Source organism: Nanhaiella sioensis (assembly GCF_046557775.1).
In the GTDB taxonomy this organism is placed as follows: domain Bacteria; phylum Bacillota; class Bacilli; order Bacillales; family SM2101; genus Nanhaiella; species Nanhaiella sioensis.
The window spans coordinates 538,147-557,885 of record NZ_JBKAEG010000001.1 but is presented as its reverse complement, the minus strand read 5'-3'; the positions used below and the strand labels follow the sequence as shown (position 1 = coordinate 557,885).

The following is a 19,739-nucleotide window of genomic DNA, read 5'->3' as shown; positions in this document are numbered from 1 at the left end:
GGTAGTAAAGATTATCTAGATTACCTTAAGGATAGTTACCTATTAAGGATAAGGAAGTACAAGTGATATTAAGGTTAGTTATGTTTAAAAACCTCCTCCATTATAAAGAAACGTTTATAATAAATAATCATAAGCTTGAAAATTTTGGAGACGGATTTATGTCAGAAAAAAATGTAGTTTGAATAATTTCACCTATTTGTTTAAGCTTATTACTAGCTATTTGAAATTATATTTTTTCGGGAAAAGGTTATTTTTCTTTTTAGCTTTCCATCTGGTTTAAGGGTAATAAAAAGGGGATTGATCTCAACCTGTACAGCAGATAGTTCATTGTTAGATACTTGCATACCTCATTAAATGAGCAAGAACAATCCATTTTGATTTGGTTAAGTAGGGATAATTGCTATGCCTTTAGGATTACTTCCAACTTGAACTGTCGCGATCACACTATGTGTTTTCACGTCAATCACAGATACATTGCCATCTTCATTAACAGTCACATAAGCGAATTTCCCGTCTGGGGTGAAGGTAACAACATCTAGATCGTTTCCAACCTGTACGGTTGCTATGACAGTCACTTAGATGAAAAAATAACATCGAGAGGGCTTAGACCAACTCTTACAGTGGAGATAACGGAATGAGTTTTTGTATCAAAAACAGATACGCTATTACCACCAAAGTTTGTCACATATACCAATTTTCCATCAGGAGTATAGGCTATATTATGTGGTTGAATATTTCCAACTGGGATTCTGGTAATAATGGAGTGAGTTTTTGTATCAATGACAGTTATGTTACCTGTATTTACAAACCGATCAGATACGTACGCTAACTTCCCATCAGGAGAAATGGATACAGATAAAGGATCACTGCCAATTGGTAGTATAGTAGCAATTACAGAGTGAGTCTTAGTATCAACTACTGATAAGCCATCTAATAAGTTAAGAATATACGCTAATTTCCCATCAGGTGTAATTGAAATAGCTATAGGAAACCTTCCAACTTGGACAGTAGCAATAACAGAGTGAGTTTTGACTTCAATGACAGAAACTGTATTACCAGGAAAATTAGAGTTACCATTATTTAGAACATAAGCTATTTTACTATCAGGGGTAAATGCAATGCTAGATGGGTTATCTTCAACCAAAATAGTCGCAATAACAGCATGCGTCTTGGTATCGATAACAGAAACTGTATTACCAGGTTGGATTTGACTTCCAAAATTCGTAACATAGGCTAATAGCCCATTTGGAGAAATAGCAATATTTTGTGGGCTGGCTGAGGGGTTATCTCCCACTAAAACATTAGCAATAATGGAGTGAGTCTTCGTATTAATAACCGAAACATTCCTGAATGTAAAATCCAATGTATAAGCAAGATTACCATTTGGTAAAAAAACAACTTTGAATGGAATATTACTATCCTGAATTGTAGCGATAACAGAATGAGTTTTAGTATCAATGGCTTTGAGTCCGAAAGAATTTGCTTCTAGATTCCGAAATACAGCATAAACTAATTTGTCATCAGGCGAGAGGGCAATGGATTGCGGGAATCCATCTACTCTAACAGTTGCTACAACAGAATGAGTTTTGGTATCAATAACTGATACATCCCTAGAGTTAATATTTGAAACATATGCGAACCCCATCCACTTACCACCTTTACAATATAGTTAATTAAGTATATGAGCAGAGATGGGAAAAATGATTAGTAGATTTAATGATAGTTGTGGTTACTAGAGTCCTTGAAAAGCTAACTAAAAAGGTGGAGATGCTGTAACATAAGCTAACTTTCCATCTGGTGTGAAAACTACAAAACCTGGAGGTAAATCAACTTGTATAGTAGCGATAACAGAATGAGTTTTTGTGTCAATAACAGATACAGAGTTATTACCACTATTTGTAACAAAAACAAGCTTTCCATCAGGTGTATTAGCGTTGTTTAATGGAGCAGTTCCAACCTGAACATTTGCAATAACAGAATGAGCTTTTGTATCAATTACTGATGTAGAACCGTCTACAATAACAAAATGAGTTGGAACATCAATAATAGTAACTGAGTTATTGAGATTAGTAACATATGCAATTTTTCCATTTGGGGTAAATGAAACTGATGATGGACTTTGGCCAACTAATATAGAAGCAATGATAGAATGGGTTTTTATGTAAATGACAAAAACACTCCCCACCAAATTATTGCAAACTACATAAGCAAGTTTTCCACTAGGAGAGATTTTCAGAAGGAGTTTGTTCAACTGGGACAATAGCAACAATTGAATGAGTTTTCGTGTCAATAACTGTTACGTTATCACTACCTTCATCAACAACATAAGCAAGTTTTCCATCTGGTGTAATGGCCAAAGAAAAAGGTCTATTTACTTGGGCTGTAGAAATCAAGGAATGAGTTAATATGTTACATTCACATAATGTTACTCAACTATATGGCGCATATCTGAAATTTTAGATAAGCGTCTTTTTATTTGAAGTTAATCTTTGAAAAGGATTGTCTAAGTACTGAACATTTGAAATAATTATTCTTGAGTTAAAGGGGCTTTAACGGAATATGGTATGAAAAGTTAGGGGAAGAGAAAGTGGATAAAAACATCACCATTAAAGAATTACAAAGCTTCATTAAAGCTAAAGATTATAAGCCAGAACTAAAAAATGCATATTTTCAAAAGTTAATTGAAGAAGTGGGGGAACTATCAGAAGTAATTAGAAAAAATAAAAGACTAGAACAGAACGGTTCAATTAAGGGAACGGTTGAAGAAGAACTATACGATGTGCTTTATTACATTATTAGTTTAGCAAATATTTATGATATAGACTTAGAGCAGTGTTTTCACTTGAAAGAAGAAATAAACATAGAAAAATATAAATAAGAACTTAAAAAGTAGTACAGGCTTTATAGACTACCCTAATGATAAGTTACCTAATAAGAAAATACGGCTCATAAGGAGTGAACATATGGAGGGTTTATTAATAATAATCACATTTCTATTTTTGCTATCTTATTCAGGAGATTTTTTAAGACAAAGAAAACAGACTGAAAAACTGATTGAGCAAAACGAGAAAATAATAGAGATTCTAGAAGATATTAAGAATAGAAACAGTTAGGTAGACCTGGAACCTTTTAAGTTAAATCGTTTCCGAATATAGCTACCAAATATAAAATACAGCAAATCCAGCCTATAATGATAAAAACAAACTTTCAATTAATAGAAGTATTATAGCCTAATTTCTCATTTAGAATATGAGAAATTAGGCTATTTTTTTGGAATAGCTCAATCTGTATGTAGCAAACAAAAATTCATATCAAAATGAGCTGTCATAATAATAATTACGACATTACTTGACGGGATTAGATGATATATTTTATTTAGAAAATAAAAATATCATTTTTGGGAGGAGAGTCTATGTTTAGAAAAATTAGAATGTGTTGCGATTTATACAAACGATATTCGTAAGTGTCAAATTATCCCCACCTTCCATTGATTTATACCCAATGAGATAAGCTCCTTACATACTAGATGTAGGAGGTTTTACTATGAAAAAACAGCGAATCAAGAAGGAATGGGAAGCTTATATTCAAGACTTTAAAGAAAGGTGGTAGTACCATTATGTATAGTGTGGTTGAAACCGTAAAAGAAAACGGGTTGAGCCCTTATCATTATCTTCATCATTTGTTTGAAACACTTCCCAATATGGTTCTAACCAATAAAGAAGAAATTGATAGAGTTTTACCTTGGTCAACGAGTCTTCCCTCAATTTTGTCGAGTTCCGAAAAAAAGTGAACCAAATAAAAAGTAACTCAGTAACAAACTCAGTCTTATTTTCTGGGTTATTTGACGGTTACTTTATTTGTGGCTTTTCAAGTGGGAGTTTGATTAGACTATTTGGGACTTCATATGAAAAAAAGGTCTTATGAAACCACGTAATCTCAAAAATTAGTATAAAGTGGATGAAGCACAACTTTCTTTATTTTACGATTAGCCCCATCTGATTGAATTTGCTTTTGTGTACTCACTGTTATGGAAGATTGGACCTCCAGTATCAGCAATTTGAGAAGAAGGTGGTTAAGTGTATTATTGATTGAAAACTAAAATATATTAACAAGAGGGTTTTTTACTTATGTGGCGTAAATATTTGAAAAGGGGAGCTATGCCTTATGACCATACTGATTCGAGTAGTACAACCAAAAGACGCAGAAAGAATTGTTACAATCATGACCCAGGAGAGTGTTTTGCCAACCATCATTGCAACCCCAAGTATGAGATTCCAAGATTTTGAGCAGCACCTTCAAAACTTAGGAGAGAACCAACACCAATTTGTTGCGGAAGAGAATGGAGTTGTTGTAGGGTTTGCAAGCCTAACAAGAAACAAGGAACGAAGAGGGCATATTGCGGGTCTTTCTCTAATGATAGACCAAGAGCACCATGGAAAGGGAATTGGCCGCAGGTTAATGGAAAAACTCATTGATTTAGCAGACAATTGGTTGTTAATTGAGCGATTAGAATTAACCGTTGTGGCAGGAAATGATCGAGCGTATAAACTTTATGAGCGTGCAGGCTTTGTAAAAGAGGGAGTACTTAAGGGAACGATTATTCAACATGGAAAGTTCGTTGATGAAATCACGATGGCTCGGTTCCGACCAGGTGGATTAATCAAATCATCGTAAAAGATAGAGTTGTAGAGGAACGCCGGATGAGAGAACTAGAAACAGAACGATTACGATTAAGATTATGGTCGATTACGGAAGATGACGCGGAAGACCTATTTGCTTATTTTTCTCTATATAGTGCAATGAAATATTGTGGTGAAAATGCTTTAACAAGTATTGACCAAGTAATCAACCTAACAATAGCTCTGAAAGCAGCTGAAGAAGGAAAGAAAGACTTTCGCAGCGGAATTCAAAGAAAAGAAGACAAGAAATTAATTGGTCCCATCGGTTTTAATAACTATCTTCCGATGCATCAAAAAGCGTAAAGGGCTATGACATTCATCGGCGTAAAGGTAAAAGTCAAATTATCCCCACATTCCATTGGTTTATACCAAATGAGATAACCTCCTACATCTAGTAAGTAAGGAGATTATCTCACGAGTTATTAGTAATTTGTATATGGTGAATATTTTACGTGTACCGATATTCAAAAATCTATTAACTTTTATCTATCTTTAGGGTTAAACAAAACTGGAAAGTAAAAAGAGATTTAGAAGGTGGAGGAATCTGGACAATTATTGGATTGAAGTTCCCAAAAGAAAATAGTTCAGAGTTAGTTTTACAAAATGATCCAAGTATCAATGTTACAGATGTTGGGTTTTAGTAGATGACGTAAACTAAGCTTATCAAGAACTTAGTCAACATTCTGATGTAACATGGATCAAAAAAACATTTTCAACGGAGTCTCGTCATGTAGCTGTCATGGAGGAACCTGATAAAAATGTATTGAAAATAAGGGGTTTTGTTGAAAGTAGGTGGGGATTTGAGATAAGGCAAATTTAACTTATAAATGTCGAAGACATATTAGGTTGTGAAGATTGATATCTAGAGGTGTAATAAATGAATAAAAGAATATTTCTAATAACCACTTTATTGTTGATCTTAGCAGTATACTATACATTTATTTATACTGAAAAGAGCTCTAATGAAGAAGTTGATACTATTATGTATGAAGAAATTAAACCTAAGGGAATGGTAACTACTACTGAATCAATAGCAGATAAGAATTTAGAGAAGTTAGTTTCAAAAGGAATAGACTATTTTTATTCTAGAAAGCCAAATGAGATTTACATAACTGAAATTTCGAACATTGAAGGTGGAACTTTTACCTCATTTACATTAGAACAAGGTAGTTATTACGGTGTCATGTATTCAGTTAAGAATTCTCAAGGTGAATACCATCTAGAAGACATAGATATATATATAACTAATTTAAAAGAGGCAATAAATGTTTCACATCTACTTGGGGATACCAATGGAGATATGAAACAAAAGTATCGTATTATTAGTGGGAAAATTAATGATAAAGTAGATTCAGTGGATATCTTTTACCCTAATAGTGATTACACCGTCATAGAATTAAATGATAATCAACAGACATTTATGTACGTGAACGTTGGTTATGTGGAGGCACCAAAAAAAATAATTGGTAACTTGAATGATGAAGAGGTATTCTCAATTGTGTATTAGCTGTAAAATTATTTATTAGAGATCCCATTGAAACAGTGCCTTTTTTAACTTTTTAATCTTTTGCAGATCCAGATAGCTTCATTAAATTTTTTTAACATCGTCGATTCTGAAAATATTATTCAACAATAGGGCACATTTCTCTAAGTGATGCGCCTTTATTTATGATTTGTGGAAAAATGTGGAATAAAAGGTTCTTTTGATTAATCATTTTTTAGGTAATAAATTGTAGTAAGAATCAAAATTCATTCGCTTTAATTTTTTTGCCTTTCAAATTAACCATCACAACTTCTCGAACGTATTTGTACTAATAGTGGAAAACGCCCTTTCATTAAAAAATCCTTTTAATAATTAAACTCTATACCTGTACATATGGTGTTTTTCTTAGTGTTTAAGTAGGTCTCGAACGTTGCGATTATACTAGTCGAATGTTCAGATGTTAAACCTGTTTTATCAAATATCATCGTTGGAATGGCTCTAGTCTCTTCTTTTAACCGAACTCCTTTATCTGTTAATGAAATTAATACACTTCTTTCATCTTCTTTTGAACGTTTTAAATTTATTTTTATGAAACTCAAGAATTAGTGAGTGGTTTAGGAGGGCAAAATGGAACTATTATTTGAACATCCGGGGTGGACTACCCTTTGGTTAATCATTATTTTTAGTAGTTTGCCAAGCATTATTGTGAGTGTCAGAGGAAGGAATGGTTAAATGACATATCAACCTAAATCGTATAGAAATTTCTTAGTTGGTAGTGGGAGTGTTGAATCCTTCTTTTCCAAACAAATGAAGGAATTAGAGATAGAGCAACAAGAGGCAAAGCAGCAATATGAAAGGATTTCCAAAGAAATACAAGAAGGTCATGAACGGATGAAAAATAAGGAACACAGGTTGTTAAGGAAACTCAAGAGTAATTGTGTTAACTAGAAGTAATAGCAACAAACGAAGGATCTAACTCAACTGAATCAGTAGCAATCACAGAATGAGTCTTGACATCAATGACGGAGACAGTGTTACTACCAAAATTTGCAATGTAAGCAAGTTTTCCATCAGTAGTAAAAGCAACCGAACTAGGAAATAAACCAATTTGAACAGTAGCAATCACAGAATGAGTTTTGACATCAATAATGGAAATAGTAACATCAGAACTATTATTAACGTAAGCAAGCTTTCCATCAAGACTAAATTTAGAGAACTGAGGATTTATTCCAACTTGAATAGTTGAAACAACGCAATGAGTTTTAATATCAATGACGGAGACAGTGTTACTACCAAAAATTTGCAATGTAAGCAAGTTTTCCATCAGGAGTTATCGTAACCGAAAGAGGAGCATTTTCAACTTGAATAGTAGCAATCACAGAATGGGTTTTGGTATCAATGACAGAAACGGTACCACTTGTAAAATGAGTAACATACGCAATTGGCATAAAATAAACTCCTTTACTGAAAGAATAAGTATTAATTATCTTTTGATGAACTCTGGATCATGAGAATAATAAACACTATTTTTAGGAAATATTATGAAACATAATAAATAATTAGTTTAATAAATACAAAACACCTCCACAATGTAGTGGGAGGTGCAGATGGATAGTTATTTTTTTTCGCTAACTTTATCTAATATTCGACCAATCATTTTATTTGTGGTGGATTCATCGATACCTGCTTTTACTGCTGCTCTTATCACAAAATATAAAATAAATATTCCAACCATGGCGAAAACGATATACAAAATAAACATGAGTAAGAGTCCGTTCATATAAAATCACCTCTGTCTAGTAAACGATAAAAAAATAAGTCTAGCAATTAATTATAACATTGAACTTGAAGAAATTACGGAAACTAATTAGCAAATGTGACGATTAGCAAAAAAATACTCTCCCTGCATGTTTGTCAAAGGAGGCAACAGGAAGAGAGAATGATAGTTAAAATGTTATGTATAGAGCTAAAGCCGTTTAAATCATCTTTATTATTTCCACTGTACTTGACAGGGGACAACTCACCTACTTTTTGACCTGAGAAAATTGAGTAATAAATTATTTTTCAATTATCTCTTTTTCATTACTACCTAAAACTCCGACTAATAATGAGAGAAGCCCACCTAAGAAAATAATTAAAAATAATATAACCATTAGTGCTCCTCCAGCAAATCCATCTCCAACATAAATGCCATAGGAAATACCAACTAGCCAAGAAAAGAATGGTGCTATTGCTAACATAATAGTAACTCCCCAAATAATACACCTTCTTTTTTTGTTCTTACCATGACTTAATTGAAAAGCTATTACCAATCCAAATAATATAATACCGATTGCTATTCCAATTGCCATTTACAACACTCCCTTTGATAAAAATGTAATATTAAACTGTTTTAGAAATTCATATCCTCTATAGTGTATATCAACCTTTCAAAATGTCTAAAAATATTATTGCATATAAAGATTTTTATTTATACACATGTTTTTACAAATTTATGTAAGTACTTGTTTCATACTTTTAATCATGCTGGTGTCAGAGGGCATGTGAAAATATAGCATAATTTTTATTGTACTCATAAATAAAAAGCCATTTTTGAAATTTTTTCAAAGTTTTCATTATTTAAATATCTCTTGGCTGTAGATCCGAGTGAAGCACTTTGTATAAAAGGAATAGGACTATACTTTTTTAACTCACTTGCAGATCCGGTAACTACCACCCTAATAAACTTCAAGTTATCAGATGATAGATTCTCTACTTTTCCGTTATTGGTAATTTTATATATGAGATTATTTACTGTTGACTTGTAATCACCACCATATGTTGCACTGTTAGGAATGACAATTAAACCAGCAATAATTAGTCCCTAAAAATAAATATAACATTATAGATATTGCTGCTTTTCATTATATGTGTTTTTTAAAACCATATTCCCTATAATTAAAGACATTATTTATAATACTTTTTATTCTTTTATAGTAAAATTATACTAATGGATATTTCATACTTAACCTTTTATTTCCAAAATTAGTGTTATTATAAACTAACAAACAAGTAGGTGATTATTTGTCTTCCTTGCGAATTTCTAGAATTGAGAAAAAGACTAGGGTTGAGGGACCTGGATTACGATATGCAATATGGGTTCAAGGATGTCTTATTAGATGTGAAGGATGTTTTAATCCACATACATGGGATATGAATGGTGGTATTGTACAAGATAATGACGAAATATTTAGTGATATTGAAAGTACTTCACAAACCACCCCAGAATTGGAGGGCGTTACTTTTTTAGGAGGAGAACCTTTCCATCAGGCTCAAGAATTAAGTATTCTAGCGAGTAAAATAAAAAAAATTGGTTTATCTATTGTAACATTTACAGGCTATGATTACGCTTCGATCATCAATTCCAATAATCCTACTTGGCATCGTTTAATAAAGGCTACCGATCTACTCATAGATGGTCCTTATATTGAAAGTAAGCATGATCTTAGCTATCCTTGGATTGGATCAAAAAACCAAAAATACCGCTTTTTATCTGATGTTTATAAACATCTTGAAGATTATCTTTCTACCATTCAGAATAAATTAGAAATAAATATACACCCGAACGGAACTATCACAGCGAATGGCATGGCTAATTCCGTTGATTTAGATATGTTACTTCAATTAGGTTATGTACGTAAGGAGGAATAGTTATGAGTTTAGAGATTGTATTAATTCCCTTAGCCTTTGCTTTAACAAAGGAAATCGTTGAAGGTATATCAGAGTTTAGAGAAAATCAATATACAATTATTGAAACCCGTATGAAAGATGAAAATCTTTTAAAGCAAGCACTAGAAGAATGGGATTGTTCATTTCGGCAGGTTGAAGAACCCTTAGATTTGAAAATAATTTATGACAATGAGGTTACCTTTATCATAGGCGAACAGGGTTGTTATTCATTAGTATTACCAAATTCAGCGGATAAAGGTGAGTACATGGAGTGGATTAGTAATGTTGAAGAATCTTATACCCATTACCTTCAACAAAGTGTATATCAAAACCTCATTTATAAGGCCAAACAACAAGGATTGATTTTAGAGAAAGAGGAAGTATTAGAAGATAATTCAATACAAGTTACTTACATATTAAATCAATAGAGAATAGGAGTGAATTGAATGGCACCAATGTACACAGGGAAAGGTAAGTATTGGGAATTGACCAATAGCTGGTGGATACTATTAACTTTATTGCCTTTTGGCATAACTAGTTTTATAAGTTTCTTATTCGTTGGAGTGAGAGTAAAGAAACCACGTTGGATAGTGTATGGATTGGTTTATCTAGCAGTGTGTATTGTAGTATTTATTTTACCTACTTCAGGAATCACAGCATTAACTGCGCTTCTATTTTGGATCATTTCAGTAATCCATGCATACAAGATTCGTCCTATCTATCTGATCCAATTAGATGTCTTACAATCCAAAGAGAAAGTGTTGGACAATCAAAAATATTCGAAGCTACGACAAGAAGCTGAGGAAAGATTCAATGTATCAGAAAGTACAATAACTCGTCCTCCTAAGCCCCCAACTGCTACTAAAAAAAGGAAGCTAGTAAATTCAGAAGAAATTACTACACCAACCGAGGTAGATACCGTACAAGTAAATAAAATTAACCTTAACATAGCATCTGAAAGAGAAATTGCTTCTATACCAGAGATCGGAATTATTTTAGCTAAAAAAGTGGTGATTAAACGCCAAGAAATAGGTGGTTTTCAATCAATTAATCAGTTCTCTGAAATAATGCAATTAAAAGAACGTACTATTCAAAATATAGAGAAAAAAGTGACTTTTTCACATGTAGATCATATACCTAAGGAAAAGAAATCGGGAAGAGTCATTGATTATTAAAAAGTATTAACGACAATCTATATTTTTGTAAATTAATAACTAGATGCAAAGGTGGTTGGATAATGGCAATTAAATTAAATCAAACAAAAACAAAATTATTACTTGCAAACCTATTAAAGGCTCGTTTTCCTTATTTATATATCCACACTTGGGAGGAAGAGCGCGTAATGTCAGTCATACGCTCAGTTGCTCAAGAGGTCGAATTAATAAAAACTCCAAGAGAGGTTTTAACATGGAGAATGACAACAGGTATTGTAGATAGTCAAGGTCAATCGAAGGGAAATTCAAAACAACCCATTAAAGCATTAGAATTTATTGAAAAATATGATAAGCCTTGTATTATAGTGTTACAAGATTTTCATGTGTATTTTGGAAATGACAGAAGGCTTCCTGATTATCAAGTAATTCGAAAACTACGTGATATGTTGATACATATTAAAAGAAGCCCAAGCCCGATTAATGTTATTTTTACATCACCTTTTTTAATTCTTCCAGAAGAATTACAGAAGGATATTACTATTATCGATTTCGATTTACCAACTTTCAAAGAAATTAAGTCTGTTTTAGATGAAATGATATATATTAACGAACAAAATGCAAGGATTAACATATCTTTATCTAATGAAGAGAAAGAAAGTTTAGCTAATGCTGCACTTGGTTTAACACTTTCTGAAGCCGAGAATGCCTTTGCACGTGCGATGGTAGAAGATGGTCAATTAGATATTAAAGATGTAGAAGTTATATTAGAAGAAAAGGAGCAAATTATTAAAAAAACAGGTATTTTAGAGTTCATTCGAAGTGAATTAAAAATGGAGGATATTGGTGGCTTAGAAAACTTAAAACGATGGCTAAAGAAACGTAACAAGTCTTGGTTAGACTCAGCAAAAAAATATGGCCTACCAGCTCCAAAAGGGGTACTAATTACAGGGGTCCCTGGTTGTGGTAAAAGTTTATTAAGTAAATCAATAAGTTCTATGTGGCATCTTCCACTGCTGCGTTTAGATATGGGGAAAATTTTCAGTGGAATCGTAGGAAGCAGTGAAGAAAACATGCGGAAAGCAATTAAAACAGCAGAAGCAATTTCTCCCTCAATATTATGGATTGATGAAATAGAAAAAGGATTTAGTGGTATTTCCAACAGTGGTGATGGCGGTACTTCATCTCGAGTTTTCGGACAATTTCTAACCTGGATGCAAGAAAAGAAAAGTCCTGTATTCGTTATTGCTACTGCAAATAACATATCTGCATTACCGCCTGAAATGATGCGTAAAGGGCGCTTTGACGAAATTTTCTTTGTTGATTTACCAACTAAACATGAAAGAAAAGATATATTAAAGGTTCACATAAACAAGCGCTTAAATCACCCAGATGTTATCAAAGGATTTAAGTTAACAGAAGAGGTATTGGAACATTTAGCTATTAAATGTGAAGGGTTTGTTGGAGCTGAAATTGAACAGCTTGTGATTGACGCGTTATTTGAAGCATACTCTTTAAACAGGTCAATTCTTATTGAGGACTTTGAAAAAGCTATTACAAATACAGTTCCATTATCTATTACTCAAGCAGAACAAATAAGAGCTATTCGTGATTGGGCAGATGTTCGTGCGGTTACAGCGACTCCTCGAGAAGATCGTGAAGCCTATAGAAATGATAAGATTTCAATAACCGACGATACTCAAACAGGATCTAAAAAAGATGAAGATGTTCGCTTTAATCGTGGTGGGAGAACAATTGATTTTTAAGGAGTGACTAGTTATGGAAAAGAAAATTCAAGTCCGTATATTTTCTGATGGACACATTGAAGCTGAAACAAAGGGAATTAAAGGTGAGAAATGCACGGACTTAATCCCTATTATTGAAGAATTATTACATGCTGAAGCTGTTCAAGCTAAGTATACAAAAGAATTTTATGAGACTGAAGAAGTCAATCAACAACAAACTCAAAAAAATATTCTTAAAGTTGAATAAGTTTTTTTAGAAAAATTCAGTATTTTTTATATTGGACCTGATAATCATAAGCATTAGAAAGGTACAGCACATATCTGGTGCTGTGCTTAGTTTTAAAAGATAAGACAGCTACTAATAGAATTAATACAAGAAAATATTATTCAACAATATGGCGCTTTTCGGTAATAAGAGAAGCGTCTTTTTTTATGTAAACGGTTAGATATTCAGTAATAAATAATATTTATATGCTAAAATTAGGAAGTATTGTTTGAAATGTAATAGATGTAGAGGAGAATAACAATAGTTATCTTAAATTCTAGCCTTTTATTGCAAGGTACTAATGAACAAAAGAACCGTTTTTATTCATGAAATTGGACATATAAAAGGAATAATGCTTCTGAAGATAGTGGATGCTTATGTTTTTATTGTTCTTATTTTAGAAGATAAGCAGTACAGAAGCGGAGAGGAAAGAATGGATAAGCTACAAGAAACAATAGATAAATTTAAATTGAATGTGTTAGCAGTCGAGAATGTTCCTCAGTCGTTTAGTTCGACTGTATATAAAATTCTACTAATGGATAATCGAACAGTATTTATTAAAATTCCTTATTCCAAACAAAAACTTGAACGAGAGTATAGTGTACTTAAGCGAATAGGAAATGATTTACCTGTTCCACAAGTGTTAGATTATTGGGAAGGTAATGAGGATATCACTGGTGCATTATTATTGTCAGCAATTAACGGTGTGCCAACTATAGAGAAGGTTGATTCAGCATTAGCGTTTGATATTGGAGTACATCATGCTAAGCTACATGCAATTGCTCCAAATGAGCATGATTTCAATAGTTCTGTTTCAAATGAGTATGATCATTGGTCTGAGTTTCTTAAGAGACAATTTAATTCCTTTGCAATAGATGTAAAAGAAGTGGTTGAACCAAGTTTATACGAACTGTCTTTACAGTATTTTAATAAGCAAATCAAATTACTCCCACCTCCTGACGGACCTTGTTTTATACATTTGGATTTTAGACCAGGTAATATTTTAGTTCATGAAAATAAAGTGGTCGGCATTATTGACTTTGAAAGTGTCCGAATTGGATCAACTGATATGGATTTCACGAAAGTTAATAGGGATATTTTTCTCAAATATCCGGGGACATTGCAAGCGTATCAGCAAGGATATGAATCTATTCGAGCACTTGTTGATTTACAAGAGGTGTTCCCGTTTTATCACTTTACCGACGCTTTTATTTCAATTGGTTGGTGTAAAAGAAGAGGTATCGAAAAACATCAAGCTTTTCTTCAGGAGAATTTAGTATATTTAAAAGGTATTCTAAATGTCAAATAACTAAAAGTGTACAATAATTTTGTTCACTTATTTAACAAACTAGCGCAAATCTTAATAAGATAAAGCATCTTTTCTATTTTGTGGGCCATGTTCTGTAACAAATAGGTTTTCTAAGTGTTAAAAATAAGTGATAATCTCTTAAAAAAAGCAAATATAACTAGCTAGCACAGACTATAAAAAAATTATCGAATCCCGCTTCCGTTAAAGGAGAGGGATTTTTTATAGTTCTAAACGTAGGATAAGCAGCCAACAGAGTATTTAAGTATTAACTAAGACCTTTGTGGAAGAAACCGTGAATGAATTTTATTTATAAGACTTATTTTGTATTGTGGTTACTAAATGAAATCAGTGACAAAAAAGAGTAGCATTAATTGAACGAGTTCGAATGGTAGTATTTGCATTCACAGAATTTACCCTAAAGGGTTGATCCATAAAAATACGGTACATATGTGATCCTATACCTGCATTCTTATCTGTCCATGTAAGGTTAGGAATCAAGGAACCAGTAAGAAAAGGTTCATTGGGGATAGGATCAGGAAACTCTAAATTTTGTGCAGGTTGGATGAATGCAAGGGTCTTGAAGTTTCCATTATTCGTAGAACGTTGAAGTAAATAGTTAAAGGAAAAAAAGACAGATGCGGATAACCCAAAAGCCTCAGTAAATACCTCAATAGAGGAGTCTATCTTAACTTTCATATCATTATTCTTGATTAAAACAGGCAACTTTATTAATTTTTGAGGTACTCCAATTGGAATTGTGATTTAATTGGTTTTCGAAGTATTCTGGACATTTATCGCCTTTACATTTACAGTTCACCATTAAACAATCAGACCCTTTACAGAAATAGTTGTTATTAATAAATGCAAATTGTTTGAAGATGTAACTGATAAATGACCAAGTCCAACATCTTTAATTAAGGAAACTCAAGAGTAAAAGTGTGTAATAAATAAATCTCTCCTATGGAGAGTTTTATTCAATTCAGTCTATATAGGAGGGAAATAGTATTTAACTTGATAATCATGCAATGACAAGGGCGTTTATTGCTCGATATGAAGTGAATATTACAGACAGAGATTTTCTGGAAGGATACTAAAGGGTTCTATAACTTCTATTTCAACTGTATAGGTGAAGTTACTTGGGGGTGGCTCATCTACATAGCTTATATTTATAGGTCGTGAGTTGTTAATATCCTTTGTTGTATTTTGGAAATCATCTCTGTCAGAATATGTTGAGGAAACAATTGGATTTGCTTCGCCACTTCGAAGAATATATATGTTGTAACTTATATTATAGCTTGATACTGTTTCCAACAGAAAACTCAAACCATAAGTTACGTTAATTAACACTTTTTCTGTTCCTGTTGATGTTACTTGTTGGGCAGTAGTAATTGGATCGAATGAACCAACTGCTATTGGAGGTCCAGTGTTAACATCTAATTGATCAAAAGCAATTTGAGTTATTCCAGGAGGTCCTGGGGGACCAGGCGATGGTGGAGGAACAACCTTGCATCCCTTATAGCTTGTATCTTTTTTATTATGAGCCAAGTATATCACCTCTTTTAAATACTGTATTCAACGGGTGAAGGTGATGTAATCATTTTCGCCTATATGCACAAAAAAGGCGAAAGTACTCGTGTGGTTGTTATTAAACACATTAAGCATTGTGGAATTCTAACAATTTAAAAAACACCTCTATCATTTAAAGAAAGGTGCTGATAATAGTTACTATTTTTCATTTATTTCATCTAATATTCTTTCGATTTTCATTTTATTAGGATTGGATTCATTATAAGTAATAACAATACGAGGTGAAATTAGAATAAAAATAAGGATTAATATAATAAGGATACCAGTGATAAAACTAATTCTTGCAAAAACTTTACTTTCTTTGTTGATTATTGGGAACAAAACAATTAATAGGGCTCCCACCCCAAGAGTTATAAGGGCAGACATAATTGATACCTCCATTCATCATTTATAAGAACATTTTACCATTTATTAAAAAATAGATGTATTTGTAATTAATCTATTTTACTAGCTTATTTGACAAAAACTGTATTACCAGGAAAATTAGAGTTACCGGTATTTAGAATATAATCTATTTTACTATCAGGGGTAAATGCTATGGTAGATGGGTTATCTTCAACTGAAACCGTCGCAATAACGACATGTGTCTTCGTATCGATAACAGACACTGTTTTACCTGGTTGGCTTGAAAATCCAAAATTAGTAATGTAGGCAAACTTCTCATCGGGAGAAATGGAAATGTTAAGTGGGGTGGCTAACGGATTATCTCCGACTAAAACATTAGCAATAAGTGAATGAGTCTTCGTATGGATTGTGGGAAGCCATCCACCCTTACAGTGGAGAGCGAGTCTTGGTATCAATGACGGATAGATCCCTTGAATTAATATTTGAAACATATGCGAGACCCATTTTTTAACCACCTTTTGTAAAGATAATATAGTGTATGAGAAGATATGTAAATAAATGTATAAATCACCTAGTAGACTCAATGATAGTTGTGTTTACTAAAAAAAGACTGCCCTTTATAAGTTCTTAACAAGGGCAATCCTTTAAACACACATTTCCGTTGTTAGTGTGATTTGCCATCCACCTGCAATATCACCTTGACCACTTCCATCATTATCGAAAATAAATAAAGACCATATACCATTCGGATCCTCAGAATTAAAAATACTTAATTGTGGACTATGAGGAGCTGGCGGTGGGGGATTATCTGGGTCTATTGTTGGTTTAAAAGTACCAGAAACAATTGGAGAAGGGATAATATCCTCTGCATCATCTGTAAGCGTAAGTGTAACGTTATTAATTGGAATAGCAAATCCTATATCGTTCATAAGAAATATTGTAGAACCACTAGGGGCTAATAGAAGGATTTGTATATCATTTGGATGTGAATGGCTTAAATCAATAATTGTAGCAGTGACTTTAGTAATTGTCCCTTTTAAGCCAGAAACGCTGATGTTTGATGGATAAGGTGTTGCGATTGCACCTTGATTAATAGTGATTGGGTTTAAATTAGCAAAAGTTTTTGTAAATGACACACATTTTTTCTTGGAATTACAACCACATTTAGATTTGGAATATATATACGACAAAATTTCACCTCCACTTCATATAAAACTATATACTTTATAAGATGCAGAAAGTTAGAGATGTGTATAGGTTTATTATTTAAAAAAAAGCTGATTTTAGTAAACACAAGATAGATTGTATTTGAAAGGGGGATGTTCAGTAGAAAAAAATGAGAGGTTAATCAAACTAAATGTACAACATGTTACATTCACCTAATGTTACTCAACAATATGGCGTAAGAAGGTAGTAAAGGCTATATGGCCTACCTTGAGGCCTACCATTAAAATTATTTATTTACTTATTACATTAATACAAACTTAACTATAAGAACTTACATAACATAAAGTACACCATAATTGTCATCGTCTCTCTCTGTTTTCTCCTTTCACGAAAAAACAGTAAGAGTTTTGCATACCTTTATTATAACGAGTATTGAATAGAGGTGGTTTTGTTTGACTACGACCGTGATTGATGTGAAAACGCATAGAATGATTACCACGTTACCCATTGGTAATGCTTTTTTTCTATCCTCAGTCTTTACACCAGACGGTAAATTCGCTTATATCACGAACAATGATGATACCACTGTAACGGTTATCGATGTGAAAACGCATACTGTGATTGCTGCTGTGCAGGTTGGGCGTGCTCCAATTATAGTCGCCTTCACACCAGAAAGTAAACTCGCTTATGTGACGAATTTTGGTGATACCACTGTATCGGTCATTGATGTGAAAACACATACCGTGATTGCTACTGTACAGGTTGGAACTAGACCATCTGGGGTCGTCTTCACACCAGATGGTAAACTCGCTTATGTCGCGAATAATTCCGATCGGGGTTCTGTTTGCGTCATCGATGTGAAATCTCATAGCTTGATTACGACTGTACGGGTTGGATTCCCAGCAGGTATAGTTGCCTTCACGCCAGACGGAAAAATAGCTTATGTAGTTGAAGAATAGTGGACTCAATGATTAGTGAATCGATTGGTTCCAGTTCTTCAGTAATGATAAATTGGAACTTTTTTATTTTGCATAATTAGGAATCTACTTTGGGGCATATAGTAGATTAGCTCCCTATATCTCCATTAAGGTGTGAAAGCCGGACTCCTCTCCCGTAGATCCCAAATTTTGATTAATCTTTTTTTAATGGTTTTTTTTGGTATCCATAGAATGTGAGTTTGGATGAGGTTTTTGATCAAACTTTCTTTAAAACCAACAATTTATGAAATAATTATATTCCTATAAAATTTAGAATTAGTAAACCAACCCCAAAATAATTGAGGGCAAAAAATTTTGTTTTTTTCCACATTTCCGACAACAATTTCCTAAGTGTACTTAATGTATATCACATAACTAAATATCTTTAATGTACCAAATTAGTGGTTCATAGATTTCACTCCCACTGTTTATTTCTTGGTTGTAAGTGAAAAATCTATTTACCTATTGTTAAAATCATCGAGAAAATTACTCTCCAACTTCAAAAGCTAGAACAGTTTTTAGTTTATCACTGCTTACCCTTCTGAAATCACTTAAATAAATTTCTTCGTGATCTCTGGATTTACGTCGATACCCATTTTCCTTAACATATGTTTCCATTGTTTTAAATGTTTTGATTTCCGTATCAAACGATCCAATGTGCATCATTACACAATGCTTTTTTGATTCTCTAGTGATTAAAGCAACTTCATCAAATTTAGGATTATTCTTTTTAGCTGATACAATACTTCTTGCTTTTTCAAAATACTTTTTAGAAACGAATTCTGGCATCATTATTCTAAGTTCCCATTCAAAAACACTTTGATCCACTCCATCGTATTCTGCTCCATTTATTGTACTCCAATGACCTTCTAGTGGCGGACAAACAAAACGTTGAAAATTTGGTATTTGTAAGTCATCATTTGCGTGACTCATTGATATTGTATAGGCAATACCATATAAAGCTTGAATTGATTGTGTAAACAAGTCGCTTCCTGGTTCGCCTTCCCCCCTAATTGCTATAAATTGTAAAGTGGGTATATCTACAACTGCTGCTTTTTTAGATGATGCTTTGTATAACATACTATATACTTTTTTATAATCTATTTTATCCATTTTATGCTCCTTTTGAATCATATTTTGTTAGTTAATTGATATAAGTCTGTTAATGCTATAATTCATCCTTGCAAAATGATTTTATTAGCCAGACATATGGGGAAATAATTCTCTATCAATTGTTTCAGATAATTTCCAAAATAAATTTGCTAATGTATCCCATTTATCTGAATTCGCAAAATACTCAATACCTTTTCATTTCATAAAAGA

Annotated in this window: 26 protein-coding genes and 1 pseudogene; 13 read left to right on the top strand and 14 right to left on the bottom strand. The window is 32.8% G+C overall.

Translation table 11 applies throughout. The features are described from left to right. Positions 1-383: 383 nt before the first annotated feature. The 4 genes from V1503_RS02555 to V1503_RS02540 all read right to left on the bottom strand — a co-directional run bounded on the left by V1503_RS02555 (position 384) and on the right by V1503_RS02540 (position 2,357). Positions 384-575, bottom strand: a complete 192-nt coding sequence (locus V1503_RS02555) for a cytochrome D1 domain-containing protein (protein ID WP_214484669.1) — start codon at positions 573-575, stop codon at positions 384-386. Beyond that, entirely contained in the window at positions 572-1,645 is a 1,074-nt protein-coding gene (locus V1503_RS02550; RefSeq protein ID WP_410624595.1) for a beta-propeller fold lactonase family protein, read from the bottom strand. Before V1503_RS02550 ends, V1503_RS02555 begins: the two co-directional genes overlap by 4 nt. Positions 1,646-1,753: 108 nt before the next feature. Then, complete coding sequence (locus V1503_RS02545) at positions 1,754-2,185, bottom strand: YncE family protein (RefSeq protein WP_410629368.1); 432 nt, start codon at positions 2,183-2,185, stop codon at positions 1,754-1,756. A gap of 34 nt (positions 2,186-2,219) precedes the next feature. Further along, positions 2,220-2,357, bottom strand: coding sequence for a YncE family protein (locus V1503_RS02540; RefSeq protein ID WP_410624593.1), 138 nt, complete (start codon positions 2,355-2,357; stop codon positions 2,220-2,222). A gap of 230 nt (positions 2,358-2,587) precedes the next feature. Between V1503_RS02540 and V1503_RS02535 the strand changes: the two genes are divergently transcribed. From V1503_RS02535 to V1503_RS02510, 6 genes and pseudogenes are all read left to right on the top strand, one after another. Next, on the top strand, positions 2,588-2,878 hold the full coding sequence (locus V1503_RS02535; RefSeq protein WP_410624591.1) for a MazG nucleotide pyrophosphohydrolase domain-containing protein: 291 nt from the start codon (positions 2,588-2,590) through the stop codon (positions 2,876-2,878). Between the two features lie 726 nt (positions 2,879-3,604). After that, a pseudogene (locus V1503_RS02530) lies at positions 3,605-3,806 on the top strand (transposase domain-containing protein); the annotation flags it as partial. Between the two features lie 358 nt (positions 3,807-4,164). Beyond that, on the top strand, positions 4,165-4,674 hold the full coding sequence (locus tag V1503_RS02525) for a GNAT family N-acetyltransferase (RefSeq protein ID WP_410624587.1): 510 nt from the start codon (positions 4,165-4,167) through the stop codon (positions 4,672-4,674). Between the two features lie 26 nt (positions 4,675-4,700). Further along, positions 4,701-4,982: a GNAT family N-acetyltransferase gene (locus tag V1503_RS02520; protein WP_410624585.1), complete on the top strand. Its 282-nt coding sequence runs from the start codon at positions 4,701-4,703 to the stop codon at positions 4,980-4,982. A gap of 574 nt (positions 4,983-5,556) precedes the next feature. Further along, positions 5,557-6,186, top strand: coding sequence for a hypothetical protein (locus V1503_RS02515; RefSeq protein WP_410624583.1), 630 nt, complete (start codon positions 5,557-5,559; stop codon positions 6,184-6,186). A 708-nt stretch (positions 6,187-6,894) separates the two neighbouring features. Further along, positions 6,895-7,110 (top strand): hypothetical protein, encoded by a 216-nt coding sequence (locus V1503_RS02510; RefSeq protein ID WP_410624581.1) that lies wholly within the window; start codon positions 6,895-6,897, stop codon positions 7,108-7,110. Here the strand turns inward: V1503_RS02510 and V1503_RS02505 are convergent. The 4 genes from V1503_RS02505 to V1503_RS02490 form a co-directional block, all read right to left on the bottom strand. Then, entirely contained in the window at positions 7,103-7,477 is a 375-nt protein-coding gene (locus tag V1503_RS02505) for a YncE family protein (RefSeq protein ID WP_410624579.1), read from the bottom strand. The two genes, V1503_RS02510 and V1503_RS02505, sit on opposite strands and share 8 nt — an antisense overlap. Continuing rightward, positions 7,452-7,610 carry a YncE family protein gene (locus V1503_RS02500; protein ID WP_410624577.1) on the bottom strand — a complete coding sequence of 53 codons (159 nt, stop codon included), beginning with the start codon at positions 7,608-7,610 and terminating at the stop codon, positions 7,452-7,454. The genes V1503_RS02505 and V1503_RS02500 overlap by 26 nt, the downstream gene beginning before the upstream one ends. 167 nt (positions 7,611-7,777) lie before the next feature. Next, positions 7,778-7,942, bottom strand: a complete 165-nt coding sequence (locus tag V1503_RS02495) for a hypothetical protein (protein ID WP_214484688.1) — start codon at positions 7,940-7,942, stop codon at positions 7,778-7,780. A 277-nt stretch (positions 7,943-8,219) separates the two neighbouring features. Next, the gene (locus V1503_RS02490) at positions 8,220-8,513 is read right to left on the bottom strand and encodes a hypothetical protein (RefSeq protein ID WP_410624575.1); all 294 of its coding nucleotides are present in this window, start codon (positions 8,511-8,513) and stop codon (positions 8,220-8,222) included. Between the two features lie 712 nt (positions 8,514-9,225). Between V1503_RS02490 and V1503_RS02485 the strand changes: the two genes are divergently transcribed. The 6 genes from V1503_RS02485 (at position 9,226) to V1503_RS02460 (ending at position 14,340) form a co-directional block, all read left to right on the top strand. Beyond that, a complete protein-coding gene (locus V1503_RS02485) occupies positions 9,226-9,852 on the top strand; it encodes a 4Fe-4S single cluster domain-containing protein (RefSeq protein WP_410624573.1) in 627 nt (208 codons plus the stop codon). A gap of 2 nt (positions 9,853-9,854) precedes the next feature. Continuing rightward, positions 9,855-10,298: a hypothetical protein gene (locus V1503_RS02480; protein ID WP_410624572.1), complete on the top strand. Its 444-nt coding sequence runs from the start codon at positions 9,855-9,857 to the stop codon at positions 10,296-10,298. 18 nt (positions 10,299-10,316) lie between these two features. Continuing rightward, positions 10,317-11,045, top strand: coding sequence for a ComEA family DNA-binding protein (locus V1503_RS02475; protein WP_410624570.1), 729 nt, complete (start codon positions 10,317-10,319; stop codon positions 11,043-11,045). Positions 11,046-11,107: 62 nt separating this feature from the next. Then, complete coding sequence (locus tag V1503_RS02470; protein ID WP_410624568.1) at positions 11,108-12,787, top strand: Ycf46 family AAA ATPase; 1,680 nt, start codon at positions 11,108-11,110, stop codon at positions 12,785-12,787. A gap of 13 nt (positions 12,788-12,800) precedes the next feature. Then, the gene (locus tag V1503_RS02465) at positions 12,801-13,013 is read left to right on the top strand and encodes a DUF2997 domain-containing protein (RefSeq protein ID WP_410624566.1); all 213 of its coding nucleotides are present in this window, start codon (positions 12,801-12,803) and stop codon (positions 13,011-13,013) included. 451 nt (positions 13,014-13,464) lie between these two features. After that, on the top strand, positions 13,465-14,340 hold the full coding sequence (locus tag V1503_RS02460; protein WP_214484746.1) for a phosphotransferase family protein: 876 nt from the start codon (positions 13,465-13,467) through the stop codon (positions 14,338-14,340). 345 nt (positions 14,341-14,685) lie between these two features. Here V1503_RS02460 and V1503_RS02455 read toward each other — a convergent pair whose 3' ends face one another. From V1503_RS02455 to V1503_RS02435, 5 genes are all read right to left on the bottom strand, one after another. Beyond that, complete coding sequence (locus V1503_RS02455; RefSeq protein WP_410624564.1) at positions 14,686-15,036, bottom strand: hypothetical protein; 351 nt, start codon at positions 15,034-15,036, stop codon at positions 14,686-14,688. 366 nt (positions 15,037-15,402) lie between these two features. Further along, positions 15,403-15,885: a hypothetical protein gene (locus V1503_RS02450; RefSeq protein WP_410624562.1), complete on the bottom strand. Its 483-nt coding sequence runs from the start codon at positions 15,883-15,885 to the stop codon at positions 15,403-15,405. A gap of 180 nt (positions 15,886-16,065) precedes the next feature. Then, positions 16,066-16,293, bottom strand: a complete 228-nt coding sequence (locus V1503_RS02445; protein ID WP_410624560.1) for a hypothetical protein — start codon at positions 16,291-16,293, stop codon at positions 16,066-16,068. Positions 16,294-16,379: 86 nt separating this feature from the next. Next, positions 16,380-16,763: a YncE family protein gene (locus tag V1503_RS02440; protein WP_410624558.1), complete on the bottom strand. Its 384-nt coding sequence runs from the start codon at positions 16,761-16,763 to the stop codon at positions 16,380-16,382. A gap of 153 nt (positions 16,764-16,916) precedes the next feature. Continuing rightward, positions 16,917-17,462, bottom strand: coding sequence for a hypothetical protein (locus V1503_RS02435; RefSeq protein WP_410624556.1), 546 nt, complete (start codon positions 17,460-17,462; stop codon positions 16,917-16,919). Between the two features lie 429 nt (positions 17,463-17,891). Between V1503_RS02435 and V1503_RS02430 the strand changes: the two genes are divergently transcribed. Continuing rightward, positions 17,892-18,398: a YncE family protein gene (locus V1503_RS02430; protein WP_410624554.1), complete on the top strand. Its 507-nt coding sequence runs from the start codon at positions 17,892-17,894 to the stop codon at positions 18,396-18,398. Between the two features lie 504 nt (positions 18,399-18,902). Here the strand turns inward: V1503_RS02430 and V1503_RS02425 are convergent. After that, on the bottom strand, positions 18,903-19,529 hold the full coding sequence (locus V1503_RS02425; protein ID WP_410624552.1) for a GyrI-like domain-containing protein: 627 nt from the start codon (positions 19,527-19,529) through the stop codon (positions 18,903-18,905). Positions 19,530-19,739 lie beyond the last annotated feature (210 nt).

Coding starts and splice junctions, on each gene's coding strand:
- V1503_RS02500 (WP_410624577.1), bottom strand. CDS start 7,610: ATGCCAATTGCGTATGTTACTCATTTTACAAGTGGTACCGTTTCTGTC.
- V1503_RS02480 (WP_410624572.1), top strand. CDS start 9,855: ATGAGTTTAGAGATTGTATTAATTCCCTTAGCCTTTGCTTTAACAAAG.
- V1503_RS02475 (WP_410624570.1), top strand. CDS start 10,317: ATGGCACCAATGTACACAGGGAAAGGTAAGTATTGGGAATTGACCAAT.
- V1503_RS02495 (WP_214484688.1), bottom strand. CDS start 7,942: ATGAACGGACTCTTACTCATGTTTATTTTGTATATCGTTTTCGCCATG.
- V1503_RS02460 (WP_214484746.1), top strand. CDS start 13,465: ATGGATAAGCTACAAGAAACAATAGATAAATTTAAATTGAATGTGTTA.
- V1503_RS02510 (WP_410624581.1), top strand. CDS start 6,895: ATGACATATCAACCTAAATCGTATAGAAATTTCTTAGTTGGTAGTGGG.
- V1503_RS02490 (WP_410624575.1), bottom strand. CDS start 8,513: ATGGCAATTGGAATAGCAATCGGTATTATATTATTTGGATTGGTAATA.
- V1503_RS02440 (WP_410624558.1), bottom strand. CDS start 16,763: ATGTTTCAAATATTAATTCAAGGGATCTATCCGTCATTGATACCAAGA.
- V1503_RS02445 (WP_410624560.1), bottom strand. CDS start 16,293: ATGTCTGCCCTTATAACTCTTGGGGTGGGAGCCCTATTAATTGTTTTG.
- V1503_RS02550 (WP_410624595.1), bottom strand. CDS start 1,645: ATGGGGTTCGCATATGTTTCAAATATTAACTCTAGGGATGTATCAGTT.
- V1503_RS02520 (WP_410624585.1), top strand. CDS start 4,701: ATGAGAGAACTAGAAACAGAACGATTACGATTAAGATTATGGTCGATT.
- V1503_RS02425 (WP_410624552.1), bottom strand. CDS start 19,529: ATGGATAAAATAGATTATAAAAAAGTATATAGTATGTTATACAAAGCA.
- V1503_RS02525 (WP_410624587.1), top strand. CDS start 4,165: ATGACCATACTGATTCGAGTAGTACAACCAAAAGACGCAGAAAGAATT.
- V1503_RS02515 (WP_410624583.1), top strand. CDS start 5,557: ATGAATAAAAGAATATTTCTAATAACCACTTTATTGTTGATCTTAGCA.
- V1503_RS02470 (WP_410624568.1), top strand. CDS start 11,108: ATGGCAATTAAATTAAATCAAACAAAAACAAAATTATTACTTGCAAAC.
- V1503_RS02455 (WP_410624564.1), bottom strand. CDS start 15,036: ATGAAAGTTAAGATAGACTCCTCTATTGAGGTATTTACTGAGGCTTTT.
- V1503_RS02465 (WP_410624566.1), top strand. CDS start 12,801: ATGGAAAAGAAAATTCAAGTCCGTATATTTTCTGATGGACACATTGAA.